Origin of the sequence: Streptomyces sp. ISL-43, from assembly GCF_018614195.1 — a bacterium.
In the GTDB taxonomy this organism is placed as follows: Bacteria; Actinomycetota; Actinomycetes; order Streptomycetales; family Streptomycetaceae; genus Streptomyces.
In genome coordinates this window covers 285-11,708 of sequence record NZ_JAGGOT010000021.1, presented here as the reverse complement: position 1 = coordinate 11,708, position 11,424 = coordinate 285, and the positions used below count along the sequence as shown (strand labels likewise).

Genomic DNA, 11,424 nt, shown 5'->3' with positions numbered 1-11,424 from the left:
GATCGCTTTGCTTCTGGCCGTCTTGGTGGGCGCCTCGGTCTTCGGGATCTTCCACGGGGTGCGGCTCTTCCGTGCGGACGTCAAACTTCCCACTGACCTGGCCCTGGCCCTGGAAGTCGGCGCCACCCGCACGACGGCGGTCGGCTCGGCCGTCGACCGGATGGGCATCCGCTACGCGCCGATGGTCCTGCGTCTGATGGGACCCGACCGGGTGGCGCGCAAGCGCACCCAGATCGACGCGGCGGGCAATCCGGCCGGCCTCACGATCGACCGCTACGCGGCGCGTCGCGCGGTGTACGGGTTCCTCGGCGGTCTCGGAGCCTTCACCATGCTGCTGAACGGCCAGCTGGTCCCCGCCCTGTTGATGGTCGCCTTCGGGCTGTTCTGGATCGAGGTCGGCCTGTGGTCGGCGATCCGGATCCGTCGTGACCACATCGAGCGGACCTTGCCGGACTTCCTGGACGTGCTCGCGGTCGTGGTGAGCGCGGGACTCGGCTTCCGCCAGGCGCTGGGGCGGGTGGCGGCCCAGTACGAGGGGCCGTGGGCCGACGAGATCCGCATCACCCTGCAACAGATGGACATGGGCGTCAGCCGCCGCCAGGCCTTCGCCGAGCTGCGGCGGCGCAACGACTCCGAGCAGGTGGCGCAGTTCGTCACCGCACTCCAGCAGGGCGAGGAGCTCGGCTCCCCCATCGTGGAGACGCTGATCGCGATCGCCGAGGACATGCGGCGCACGGACGCCCAGAACGCCCGCCGCCGGGCCGCACGCGCCGTGCCGAAGGCCACCTTCGCGGTGACGACGTTCATGCTGCCGGGCACACTGATCCTGCTCGTGTGCGGGTTCGTCTACGGCGCGGACATCGACTTCGGCGCCATGTTCGGGAACGGGTGAGCGCCGTGGCGACACTGGATCTCGTACTTCCCGTACGCGCGGCTGCGACACCGTCCCCGACCCTCCAGGCGAATGCGCTCCGGGCCCTGTGCCGCCAGGTCTTCGCGTTCCGCCTCGTGATGATCGGCCTGGGCGCACCGCCGGCGCTGGGACGGACGGCGCCCGGGGGACCGACGTACCTCGTGAGCGGCGCGATCCTCCTCACCTTCATGCTGTCCTACGTTCTCTTCCGCGACTGGGAACGCTTCGGCCCGCTGCTGCTGCGCCACCGCTGGCTGCTGGCGGTGGACATGGGATTCAGCGCCCTACTCCTGATCACGGCGACCCCCGAGTCCCCGCTCGGCTTCGTCTCGCTGTGCACCCCACTGCTGGCCGGGCTGGTCTACGGATGGCACGGCTCGGCGGTCTACGCGGTGGTACAGGCAGTAGCCGTGGCAGCCCTCGCGGGCACGCTGGTCCTGCCGTTGCTCTGCCTGCTCGCCGGCGCGGCGGGATCCTGCCTGCGCGACCTCCTCTTCCGCTTCGGCACGGCGAGCCAGGCCCTGACCGAGACCCGTGCCCGCCTGGCGGTGGCGGAGGCGGTGCGGGCTGAACGGGAGCACCTGGCCCGGGAGATGCACGACTCCGTGTCGAAGACCCTGCACGGCCTGGCCCTGACGGCGGACGCCTTGTCCCGCACGGCGGACCCCTCGGAGATCCGCCGTCAGGCCGAGTTCCTGTCCGTGGCGGTCCGCCGCGCGGCGGCGGAGTCTCGTGCACTGCTGACGGACCTGCGCCGCGATCTGGACACGCCGGGAGTCTCCCTCCTGGCCGAACTCCGGGCCCTCACGGCCGGTACGGAGCTCCGCGCGGCCGGAGTCCTGCCGGTGGTTCCGGCCACGGTGGCCCGCCACCTCCTGGCGGTGACGTCGGAGGCGTTGGAGAATGCCCGCCGGCACGCGGGGGCCTCGCGGATCACGGTCTCGGTGTCCGCGGACGCCGACCACCTCACCTTGGCCGTCGAGGACGACGGCTGTGGGCTGCCTGGTGGCGCGGACCTGCCCGCACTCTCGGAAGGCGGCCATTTCGGGCTCCTCGGCATGACGGAACGCGCGAAGGCGATCGGTGCCGGCATATCGATCGGTCCCTGCTCGGGCGGTTCAGGCACGCAGGTGCGCCTGGACCTCCCGCTCGCGGCCCTGGAGGGAGCGCGGTGACGCGCCTCCGCGTGCTGATCGCCGATGACAACCCGGTCGTCCGGGCCGGCCTGTCCGCCCTCCTGGCCACGACCGAGGGCTTCGAAGTGGTGGCCGAGGCTTCGGACGGCCGGGAAGCACTGCGTCTGACCCGGTTGCACACCCCGGACGTCATCCTGCTGGACGTCCGCATGCCCGGGGTGGACGGCATCTCGGCCCTTCCACACCTCGTGCGGCTGGCCTCGGTGCTGATGCTGACCTACAGCCGGGATTCGGACATTGTCCGGGAGGCGCTGCTGTTGGGGGCGGGCGGTTACCTGGTCCACGGGGAGTTCACCGCCGATGACCTGATCCGTGCGGTCCGAGACGTACGCGAGGGCCTGCCCCATTTCACGCCATCGGCGGCAGGTGCGTTGCTGGCGGAGCTCCGCGCCTCTTCGCAACCGCAACGAAGTGTGCCACAGTCTTCTGAGCGTCTCCACAACTCCGCTGCCTTCGGGCTGAGTTCGAGGGAGGTCGAGGTGATGGACCTCATCGCTTCGGGGATGAACAACCAGCAGATCGCCGCCGCTTGCTTCATCAGCGAGAAGACGGTCAAGAACCACATCAACCGCATTTTCGCCAAGCTGCAGAGCACTACCCGCAGCGAGGCGATAGCGCGCTGGCTGGGAACGGCCCGTCCAGGGGTGAGTGGCCATGGGTAGACGGAGCGCGCAGTGGGTCCGTAATTGGGCCCCGAGACCCTTGGCTATTGGTGGTGTCCGGCCGTACCGTCCGCAAATCGACAGCGGCACCCGACCGGGAGGGAACCCCCATGTCACACAACGCGCTGCTGACGGCGACCGTCAAAGCGAAGCTCCGCGTGCAGGCGCGGATGGACGGGGACCGTGGCCAGACAGCCTTCGAGTACCTGGGGATCATCCTGGTGGTCGTGGTGATCATCGGAGCCATGGTCGGCACGGGTATCGGGCAGGCCATCACGACCAAAATTACGACCGCCGTCGCGAACATCACCGCGGGCAGGTGACATGGCTCAGATTGCCCGGTGACAGAGGGCAGGCCTTCCCCGCCTACATCGTGGTGGTGGCGGGCCTGCTCTTTGCCATGCTCGCCTTCTTTGTCGTCGGGATGGCCGGGGCTACGCGCAGCGATGCTCAGGGTGCTGCTGATGCTGCGGCGTTGGCTGCGGCCAGAGAAGCCCGAGACGGTGTCTTCGCGAAGCTCAACCTGGTTGATCTAAAGCCGGAGGACTGGGAGCGGATCCTCACGGGCAAGGGCTTCGACGCGAGGGGTGCCTGCGGGCAAGCAGAGATCTTCGCCGAGCGTAACGGTGCGACGGCCGAGTGCGCGGCGGCTCTGCCGAGGTTCACCGTCACGGTGACGACCAGGGACACGGTCGGGAAGTCCGTCGTGCCGGGAACCGAGGGAGTTCACGGTAAGGCCCAGGCCACGGCCGTGATCAAACCACGGTGCTCCTTGGGGCCAGCGCCCACGCCCTCGTCCACTGATGGCGGGGTGCCCAAGCCCGATCCAGTCAACATCACCTGTGACGGCGACACATCCATCAAGCTGGACCCCTTGAACCCGGGCCAGTTGTCGCAGCTGGCGAGAGACCTGTTCAGCGTGCGACTGGTCAACTGACGGCGAACGAATGACAAGGGAGCGGGATAGATGAGCATTCGGCATACGGTGAGGGTCCGTAGGGGAGCCGTGGGAGTAGTCGCGACACTCCTAGCCTTTGCGTCGGCCGGGTGTGGCGGCGGTGATGACGACAAGCCGAAGGCGCCGCAATCGTCGGCTCCGGTCGACTCTCAGGGGAGCGCTCGGCAGACGCCCGCGACCGGTGATAGCGCGAGCCCGACACCGACACAGATCCTGGCCACGGTGAACGGTGAGAGCGGTATGGTTCTGACCATTAGCAAGGCAGCTCGGGATGCCGGCGGGTTTCTCACGATCGAAGGCCAGTTGAAGAACACTGGCGGCACTCCGTATGCAAATACCGCACCATGGCGAGGAAACGAACTCAATGCGAGTGGTGTATCGGTTGCGGGTGTGACGCTGGTCGACAAGGTCGGTAAGAAGAGGTACTACGTGCTTCGCGACACCGAGGGCCGGTGTCTCTGTACGACTGGGCTTAACATCATCGAAGCCAGCCAGACGATGCCGTTCTTCGCGCAGTTCCCGGCACCCCCCGCCAGCACGACGGAGGTCGATTTCAGCCTCCCCACGTTCGCCACGGCCACCGTCAAACTCTCCGGGTGACCCCATGACAAAAAGCCACCGCACAGCCGCTGCCACAGCCGTCGCCGGGCTCGTCATCGCCGGCGCCCACCTCATCGGCGCGACGAGCGCCCACGCCGACGACGTCAAGCCGTCCGTACCCCCCGGAACAGAGCCGTCCGCCTCCGCCCCCGTGCCCATCGACTCCAACGCCCCCGGGCTGAAGATCCCCCAGGGTGGAACCCTCGCGCCGATCAAGGTCCTCGACATCGCCGAGGTGGTCGAAGACCTCGGCGGGGAGCAGCGGCGGCAGGAGACGAACCAGACCGTGATGATGGCGCTGCAGTCCGAGGTGATGTTCCCCGAGAACAGTGCCGTCTTCAACGCCCAGGCCGCCGCCCGGATACAAGCCATCGCGCAGGAGATCAACACACAGAAGGCCACCCGGGTCCGGGTCTTCGGGTTCACCGACGACCAGGGCAGCTACGAGCACGGCCAGGAGCTGTCCAAGCAGCGTGCCGATGCCGTGCAGGCGGAGCTGGCGAAGACCGTGACCAATCCCAGTGTCGTCTTCGACGTGCGCGGCTACAGCGAGGACTACCCGATCGCCGACAACAACACCGAGGAAGGCCGCAAGAAGAACCGCCGCGTCGAGATCACCTTCCCGCGCGGCGCCGGCCAGTAGTCGCAGAACGTCGCCGCCCGGTCATCCGTGGCCGGGCGGCGGGTCGGCCGGGTCAGTCCGCCAGGAGGTGGTCGGCCTTGCCGGCCTTGATGTCCCGGATCATCTGGCGGAGCGCATCGCGGGTGTCGGTGAGGTACGTGTCCTCCTGGCCGGAGAGTGCGATGTAGCTGTTGCCGTCACCGTCCACCCCTATCCGGTAGCAGGAGTTTCCCTCGCCGCAGAACGGGTCTTCCCAGGTCACGACCGTCACGGTGTCCCCTCTCACAGCTGGCTCGCGATGTTCCGGATGAAGTCCCGGGAGGCTCCCGGAGGCAGTGCCAGGCTCTCCATCAGGTCGAAGTGGGCTCGGTACTTCGTGAGTTGCGCATCCGCATACAGGAAGTCAGGGCCGTGCGAGTTGTCCACCTGCACGGTGTCGAGTTGCACTGTCGGCCCCTCCGCATAGAGCACGGTCTGTCCCGCGCCCGGGAACCCGCCTGCCTCGAACGGGAGGACGAGTACCGTCACGTTGTCCTGTTCGGAGCGATGAAGCAAGTGGTCCAACTGCGCCCGCAGGGTCGTCGGCCCGCCGAACTGCATCCGCAGTGCGGCCTCGTGCACGACGGCGACCAACGCGGGCGCCTTCTCTCCGTCCAGGACCGTCTGGCGCTCCACGCGTAGTGCCAGTCGAAGCGCGACCTCGTGTTCCGGGAGCGCGGGGATGACCATGCGGAACACGGCGAGGGCGTGGTCCGAGGTCTGGAGCAAGCCCGGCATGTGGGTGGTGTAGGCGCCCCGCATGCGAAGGCTCTGGGATTCCAAATCGGCGATGTCCAGGAACCCTTGGGGTACGTGCCCCCGGTACCGGTCCCACCACCTCGGTCCGGCGGGCAGGGCCATCTCCGTCAGTCCGGCGATGTACCGTTCGTCACTCACCTGGCAGTTGCAGGCCAGCGTCCGCAGCCGCTCGGCCGAGATGGCGCGCGTGCCGGACTCCATTGCGGAGATCGCGCCTCGGTCCACGCCCAGGAGGCCCGCCGCGAACTCGGCGGAAATCCCTGCTGACGTGCGCATCCGGCGCAGTTCGTACCCCAGTCGCTTCTGGCGCTCGGTGGGAGCTGTCCTCGCGGTCATGGGGTGCAGTCTTGCGCGTCGGCGGCCCCCTACGCCACGAACGGCTGACTTCTTCCGTATCGCGGGCCAAAAAAGGCCCGCCTCGCGCTACATTCTGTAATGCACCGCTCACGCAAGGGAGTTGAAGTGCATCGGCGCAGCATGCGCATGCTGCGGCGACAAGCCACCACCCCCACCGTCGAGTCCCCGTGCGCGTCGAGCTCACCGAAGTCACGTCATCCGCGTCACGACACAGGGAGTCCGCCATGCTCAGCCCCTTCACCCCGCCCGCCCCCGAGGCCCGCTTCGCCGTCTGTGCGGTGGCTCCGCGCGAGCCCGACGCAGGCGAGCCGCCGTCCCCCGACGGGCTGGCGTGCAGCCTGACCGTGCCCGGGGAGCCGTACAGCGCCCAGATCGCGCGCAGCACCGTACGGTCCGTCCTGCATGCCCACGGGCTCGACCCGGTCGTGCCCGCCGCCGTGCAGGTGGTCGGGGAACTCGTCGCCGCATCCTGGTACTTGGACCCCGGGCGGAGCCTGTACCTCGCCCTCCGCCACCGTGAGGGCTCCCTCCGCCTCACTGTCTACGACGGCCACGCCCCCCACTCCCACCCCCGCCTCGCCGCCCACTGCGAGGCCCGCCGTCGGGCGGCCCTGCGAGTGATGTCCGCCGTGGTCCGGGACTGCGGCGGGTCCTGGGGCTTCGGGGAGTCCCGCGAACCGGGCGGCGGGACGCGGACCTGGGCGAGTCTGCCGGTGGCGGGGGCCGTCGGATACCTGGCCTCCTGACGGCGGCGCGGAGCCGGGCGGGCATCCGGGCGCGGTTCCGGGCGCGGAAACGGCTTCGGTGCGCGCCGGGGCTCGGGGGCCTCGGTGCGCACCGAAGGTGGGAGGGCCGACCCGGTCAGGCCGGGTCGGGCCGGGTCAGCAGGTGGGGATGCGGTTCAGGTTCTCGGCGTAGCGGGCGGCGATCCAGCCGCGGCCGTCGGCGAGCTTGTACCAGAGGGAGTTGCCGTCCACGTTCGTGCCGTTGGCCTTGCACTGCACCAGGACCGCGGCGCCGTGCTTGATGACGCCGGTCTTCGCGTACTGGGTGCCGGGGCCGGTGCGGATGTGCAGCTTGTCGCTAACGATGCGGGCCTTCGGCTTCTGGCCCTTGTGGTCCTTGTCGTGCTTGTGGTCCTTGCCGCACTTGCACGCGCCCGGCTTACCGGGCTTGCCCTGGTCGCCCTTGGGGCCGCGCGCGCCCTTCGGGCCTCCGCCTGGACCGGCGTCGCCCTTCGGGCCCTGGGGTCCGCGGGGGCCGGCCGGTCCTACGGTGCCCGGCCGGCCGGTGTTGCCCGTATTGCCCTTGTCGCCCTTGTCGCCCTTGTCGCCCTTGGGACCCGCCGGTCCGGTGTCGCCCTGCGGACCGCCGGCCGGTCCCGTGTCGCCCTTCGGGCCCTCGGGTCCGCGGGGACCCTCCGGTCCGGCGGCGCCGGTCTGGCCCGTCTGGCCGGTGTTGCCGCGGTCGCCCTTGTCGCCCTTGTTGCCCTTCGGACCGGCGGGTCCCTTCGGGCCGGTCTCGCCCCGGTCGCCGTTGTCTCCCCGTTCGCCTCGCTCGCCCCGTTCCCCTTGGTCGCCCTTGTCTCCCTTGGGGCCGGGGCGGCCCGGCTTGCCGTGGTGGCCGGGCTTCCCGTCGTGGCCCGGCCGGCCGTCGTGGCCGTCGTGGCCGTCGTCGCCCTTGGGGCCCGTCACGGGAGTGGAGACCGCGTACAGGGCCGGCGAGTCGCTTCCGGCCGCCCACTCGCCGCCGCCGAGCGTCGTGCCCTCCGGTGCGTCCGCGTCCACCCGTACGAGTACGCCCAGTCGGGTGTCGCTCCGCGCCGGGAAGGAGAAGCCCGCGCGGGTCCCGGCCTCGCAGGTCAGCTGTCGTGCGTCGGTGGAGCGCGTACAGGGAGCCGCGGCGCGGTCGTTGTTCCAGTAGAACTCCGCCTCCGGGAACGTCGTCCGCTCCGGCGCGGTGATCCGGAACCTGCCCCGCTGCGCCCCGTCGGCGCCGGCGCTGGCGACGATCACGACGCGGCCGGTCTTGCCGGCGGCGATCGAGGGGACGTACGGCTGCGAGTAGCGGATGTGCGGCGAGTCGTCGGCGAAGGCGGGCGCGACCGGGAGCAGGCAGGTCGCGGTGACGGCCGCGACGACCAGAGCCGCGGACGTGCAGCGGGAAGCAGACAAGGGTGTTTCCTCCGCAAGGAAAGACGGCGGAACCGGCAGATGACCGCCGAATGCGGTCCACCGGTGGACAGGGGGCCCGCGGCCAGTTAAAAGCTGATGATGAGACCCAGGTGTGTACGACGCGTTACCGGTCACTCGGCAACCGTGTGAATCACGCGCTCCGCACGGACCAGTACGTACGCCGCCTCCCGCGCCCGCAGCGCCGGCCCCGGCCCGGGCTCCAGGGCAGCCACCACCGTCGCGCCCTCGACCAGCAGCAGCAGCTGCTCCGCCAGGCCCTCCCGGCCGGCGCCGGCGATGTCGGCCAGCAGCGCCCGTAGCTCCGCCTTGTGCCGGCGCACCACGTCCAGCACGCCGGCCGGGCCCGCTCCCAGCTCCCCGTAGGCGTTCAGGAAAGCGCAGCCACGGAAGTCCGGCTCCGAGAACCACTGCGCGAGCCAGTCGAAGGCCGCTCCGACGGGGTCCGCGCTCCCGGTCACCGCGTCGCGCAGCCCGCTCATCCAGCGCTGGTCGCGGCGCTCCAGGTACGCGGTGACCAGGGACTCCTTGGCGGGGTAGAGCCGGTAGAGCCGCTTGAGCGCGACGCCGGACTCCGCGCGGATGCGATCCATGCCGACGGCCTGGATGCCCTCGGCGTAGAACAGCGCCTCCGCGGTGTCCAGTAGGCGGGTGCGGGCTTCGTCGTCGTTCATCGGAGCAGCGGGCATATGGGCAGCGTAGACCAGAATCACTTGCGTGGAGAACGGTCGTTCTCTAGGGTGAGAACGACCGTTCTCCATGTGTTGCCGAGTTGACGAGGTGCGCCGCCCGTGAACACTCCCGCTACTCCCGCCACCCCTGCCGCCCCCGCTTCCACCGCCGTGCGACCGCCCCTGCCGCCCTTCACGGAAGAGTCCGCCCGCGCCAAGGTCCAGGCCGCCGAGGATGCCTGGAACAGCCGCGACCCCGAACGCGTCGCCCTCGCCTACACCGAGGACTCCTCCTGGCGGAACCGCGACCGCTTCCTCACCGGCCGCGCCGAGATCCGCGCCTTCCTCGCCGACAAGTGGGAGCGCGAGCTGGAGTACCGGCTCCGCAAGGAGCTGTGGGCGTACACCGACAACCGCATCTCGGTGCGCTTCGAGTACGAGTGGCACGACGCGCAGGGGCAGTGGTGGCGCAGCCACGGCAACGAGCAGTGGGAGTTCGACCCCGCCGGCCTGATGCGCCGCCGCGAGGCCAGCATCAACGACATCCCGATCGCGGAGTCGGACCGCCGGCTCCAGCCTCCTGTATCCGGCCATGGTTACCGCGAGTAACTGCCTTCTGTGGTGGTGGAGATATGCTGGTGGGGACCCCCGAGGAGGCAACGTGACCGAGCGCAAACCACCTGGTGTCAGCTTCGAATCCTTCGTGGACCGGCAGATCAGACAGGCCGAGGAGCGCGGCGACTTCGAGGAGCTGTCCGGCTTCGGCAAGCCGCTGGCCTCGCTCGACGCCCCGTACGACGAGCTGTGGTGGATCAAGGGGAAGCTGCACCGCGAGGGCTTCGCCGTCCTCCCGCCGGCGCTCGCGCTCCGCAAGGAGGCGGAGGACGCGCGCGAGGCGGTCCGCGGCGCCCGCACCGAGCGCCAGGCCCGGGACATCCTGACCGAGGTCAACGACAAGATCCGCGCGGCCCTGCGCATGCCGCCCCCGGGCCCACCGCTGAACCTCGCGGAGTTCGACGTCGAAGCCGAGCTGACGCAATGGCGAGAGGCCCGGGAGGCCCGAGGGGGCCGCGAGTCCCGCTAGACCTTTCCGGTCGCAGCACTAACCACGGCTCCTCGGACACCGCCGGCTCCGGGAGCGGTACGAGGCCGCACGCGGGCTGAACGCGGGCGACGGCCCGAGCCCCGCCCGCGCGCAGTGCCGCCGGGTGGCGGCGACCAGCGTCATCGCGGCGATCAGGACCACGGAGACATGTGGTTGCGGAGCAGCCGGATGCCAGTCCAGCCGATGTCCTCGTGGGGCAGGTAGAGCGGGTAGGTGGTCGCGCCGGCCACGGTGGGCCACTTGCCCCGCACGCAGTTCGGCCCGCCGAGGGCAAGGACGGTCATCACCAGGTAGGCAAGCGTCATCCGCGCGACCGCCGGCTTGGCGTCCATCGTCCGACCGAGGTGGAAGGCCAGGCCGTCGCCGTGCCGGCCTCGTGGGCAGGGTGGCGCGGGTGGGGTCGGGGGCGGGGGAGCGGCTGCACAGGCTCAGCCGTGTGACGCACCTCCACCGCAGCCTGGTCCAGCACGCGCGATGCATCTACGGCGACGAGTACGCCCCGACGCCGCCGTGCCACCGCGAACATCATCAGGACTTCTTCGTCGAACAGCTGACCTTCGCTGACGCGGACACGATCATCGGGATGCTGCGCGAACTGTGCCCGCATCGACTGGACGGACTCCTCCCGGTCTGGATACGCAACCTCGCCTACCGGCTCATCACCCTCCAGCGGCCCGACGACGTGGCCCTGCTCCGCGAGGCGGCGGACAACCTCTACTGCCACGGCCCCTCCTGGGACGCAACCGCCGACGAACTGACCCGCCGGGCCGACGAGCTGGAGACGCCGGGGACCTCTCCCGCGACCTCCTGCCGCTGACCGCCCGACCGCGAGGCCGTCTACCCCTCAGCGGGTGGTCCAGCCGCCGTCGAGGACGAGGTTGGCGCCGGTCATGTTGGAGGACATGTCCGAGGCCAGGAAGAGGGCCGCGGCGGCGACCTCGTCCGGGCGGCCCAGCCGGCCGAGCAGGGTGCGCGCCTCGAAGTCCTCGCGCATGGCCCGCGGGTCGGGACTGGAGAGGAAGACGTCCTCCAGCAGTTGGGTCGAAATCGGTCCCGGGCACAGGGCGTTGACCCGGATTCCGGCTTTCGCGTGGTCGATGGCCGTCGCCTTCGTCAGCTGGATGACCCCGCCCTTGGAAGCGCAGTACGCCGCCACGCCCGCGTCACCGACCACGCCGAGCTCCGAGGCCAGATTGACGATGACCCCGCCGCCCCGCGCGGCCATCGCCGGGATGCCGTGTTTGGAGCAGAGGAACACCCCGCGCATGTTCACCGACATCAGCCGGTCCCACTCCTCGACGGTGGTGTCGAGGACGGTCTTGGCGAATTCGATCCCGGCGTTGTTGACCA

Annotated in this window: 17 protein-coding genes; 11 read left to right on the top strand and 6 right to left on the bottom strand. The window is 70.0% G+C overall.

What is annotated here, in order from left to right; all coding sequences use genetic code 11:
* Position 1 precedes the first annotated feature (1 nt).
* The 7 genes from J7F03_RS12060 to J7F03_RS12030 all read left to right on the top strand — a co-directional run bounded on the left by J7F03_RS12060 (position 2) and on the right by J7F03_RS12030 (position 4,972).
* Positions 2-892 carry a DUF5936 domain-containing protein gene (locus tag J7F03_RS12060; protein WP_214948747.1) on the top strand — a complete coding sequence of 297 codons (891 nt, stop codon included), beginning with the start codon at positions 2-4 and terminating at the stop codon, positions 890-892.
* A 5-nt stretch (positions 893-897) separates the two neighbouring features.
* Positions 898-2,088, top strand: a complete 1,191-nt coding sequence (locus J7F03_RS12055) for an ATP-binding protein (RefSeq protein ID WP_308379394.1) — start codon at positions 898-900, stop codon at positions 2,086-2,088.
* A complete protein-coding gene (locus tag J7F03_RS12050) occupies positions 2,019-2,771 on the top strand; it encodes a response regulator (protein WP_374104316.1) in 753 nt (250 codons plus the stop codon). The genes J7F03_RS12055 and J7F03_RS12050 overlap by 70 nt, the downstream gene beginning before the upstream one ends.
* A gap of 110 nt (positions 2,772-2,881) precedes the next feature.
* Positions 2,882-3,094, top strand: a complete 213-nt coding sequence (locus tag J7F03_RS12045) for a hypothetical protein (RefSeq protein WP_214948721.1) — start codon at positions 2,882-2,884, stop codon at positions 3,092-3,094.
* Positions 3,091-3,708, top strand: a complete 618-nt coding sequence (locus J7F03_RS12040; protein ID WP_308379392.1) for a pilus assembly protein TadG-related protein — start codon at positions 3,091-3,093, stop codon at positions 3,706-3,708. Before J7F03_RS12045 ends, J7F03_RS12040 begins: the two co-directional genes overlap by 4 nt.
* 243 nt (positions 3,709-3,951) lie before the next feature.
* Positions 3,952-4,329, top strand: a complete 378-nt coding sequence (locus J7F03_RS42310; protein ID WP_308379390.1) for a hypothetical protein — start codon at positions 3,952-3,954, stop codon at positions 4,327-4,329.
* Between the two features lie 4 nt (positions 4,330-4,333).
* On the top strand, positions 4,334-4,972 hold the full coding sequence (locus tag J7F03_RS12030) for an OmpA family protein (RefSeq protein WP_214948719.1): 639 nt from the start codon (positions 4,334-4,336) through the stop codon (positions 4,970-4,972).
* A 52-nt stretch (positions 4,973-5,024) separates the two neighbouring features.
* Here the strand turns inward: J7F03_RS12030 and J7F03_RS12025 are convergent, their stop codons facing one another.
* Both J7F03_RS12025 and J7F03_RS12020 read right to left on the bottom strand, forming a co-directional pair.
* Entirely contained in the window at positions 5,025-5,222 is a 198-nt protein-coding gene (locus tag J7F03_RS12025) for a hypothetical protein (protein ID WP_214948718.1), read from the bottom strand.
* 11 nt (positions 5,223-5,233) lie between these two features.
* Entirely contained in the window at positions 5,234-6,085 is an 852-nt protein-coding gene (locus J7F03_RS12020) for a helix-turn-helix transcriptional regulator (RefSeq protein WP_214948717.1), read from the bottom strand.
* 245 nt (positions 6,086-6,330) lie between these two features.
* Between J7F03_RS12020 and J7F03_RS12015 the strand changes: the two genes are divergently transcribed.
* Positions 6,331-6,852, top strand: coding sequence for an ATP-binding protein (locus J7F03_RS12015; protein ID WP_251071794.1), 522 nt, complete (start codon positions 6,331-6,333; stop codon positions 6,850-6,852).
* Between the two features lie 135 nt (positions 6,853-6,987).
* Here J7F03_RS12015 and J7F03_RS12010 read toward each other — a convergent pair whose 3' ends face one another.
* Both J7F03_RS12010 and J7F03_RS12005 read right to left on the bottom strand, forming a co-directional pair.
* Entirely contained in the window at positions 6,988-8,280 is a 1,293-nt protein-coding gene (locus tag J7F03_RS12010) for an SH3 domain-containing protein (protein WP_214948716.1), read from the bottom strand.
* Between the two features lie 131 nt (positions 8,281-8,411).
* The gene (locus tag J7F03_RS12005; protein ID WP_214948741.1) at positions 8,412-8,972 is read right to left on the bottom strand and encodes a TetR/AcrR family transcriptional regulator; all 561 of its coding nucleotides are present in this window, start codon (positions 8,970-8,972) and stop codon (positions 8,412-8,414) included.
* A gap of 117 nt (positions 8,973-9,089) precedes the next feature.
* Here J7F03_RS12005 and J7F03_RS12000 point away from each other — a divergent pair, with 117 nt between their 5' ends.
* A complete protein-coding gene (locus J7F03_RS12000; protein WP_308379387.1) occupies positions 9,090-9,578 on the top strand; it encodes a nuclear transport factor 2 family protein in 489 nt (162 codons plus the stop codon).
* A gap of 52 nt (positions 9,579-9,630) precedes the next feature.
* The gene (locus J7F03_RS11995) at positions 9,631-10,053 is read left to right on the top strand and encodes a DUF1992 domain-containing protein (RefSeq protein WP_214948715.1); all 423 of its coding nucleotides are present in this window, start codon (positions 9,631-9,633) and stop codon (positions 10,051-10,053) included.
* 152 nt (positions 10,054-10,205) lie between these two features.
* On the opposite strand, the gene J7F03_RS11990 is transcribed toward J7F03_RS11995, so the two are convergent.
* Positions 10,206-10,406 carry a hypothetical protein gene (locus J7F03_RS11990; protein WP_214948714.1) on the bottom strand — a complete coding sequence of 67 codons (201 nt, stop codon included), beginning with the start codon at positions 10,404-10,406 and terminating at the stop codon, positions 10,206-10,208.
* Between the two features lie 104 nt (positions 10,407-10,510).
* On the opposite strand from J7F03_RS11990, the gene J7F03_RS11985 reads away from it, so the two are divergent.
* Positions 10,511-10,891 carry a hypothetical protein gene (locus J7F03_RS11985; RefSeq protein WP_214948713.1) on the top strand — a complete coding sequence of 127 codons (381 nt, stop codon included), beginning with the start codon at positions 10,511-10,513 and terminating at the stop codon, positions 10,889-10,891.
* Between the two features lie 27 nt (positions 10,892-10,918).
* Here J7F03_RS11985 and J7F03_RS11980 read toward each other — a convergent pair.
* Positions 10,919-11,424: SDR family NAD(P)-dependent oxidoreductase (locus J7F03_RS11980; protein WP_214948712.1), on the bottom strand; the 506-nt coding region annotated here is incomplete at its 5' end.

What these genes read in the sequence shown, in the direction of transcription:
- J7F03_RS12045 (WP_214948721.1), top strand. Translation starts at nt 2,882, where the DNA reads ATGTCACACAACGCGCTGCTGACGGCGACCGTCAAAGCGAAGCTCCGC.
- J7F03_RS12030 (WP_214948719.1), top strand. Translation starts at nt 4,334, where the DNA reads ATGACAAAAAGCCACCGCACAGCCGCTGCCACAGCCGTCGCCGGGCTC.
- J7F03_RS12020 (WP_214948717.1), bottom strand. Translation starts at nt 6,085, where the DNA reads ATGACCGCGAGGACAGCTCCCACCGAGCGCCAGAAGCGACTGGGGTAC.
- J7F03_RS12015 (WP_251071794.1), top strand. Translation starts at nt 6,331, where the DNA reads ATGCTCAGCCCCTTCACCCCGCCCGCCCCCGAGGCCCGCTTCGCCGTC.
- J7F03_RS12005 (WP_214948741.1), bottom strand. Translation starts at nt 8,972, where the DNA reads ATGAACGACGACGAAGCCCGCACCCGCCTACTGGACACCGCGGAGGCG.
- J7F03_RS11990 (WP_214948714.1), bottom strand. Translation starts at nt 10,406, where the DNA reads ATGGACGCCAAGCCGGCGGTCGCGCGGATGACGCTTGCCTACCTGGTG.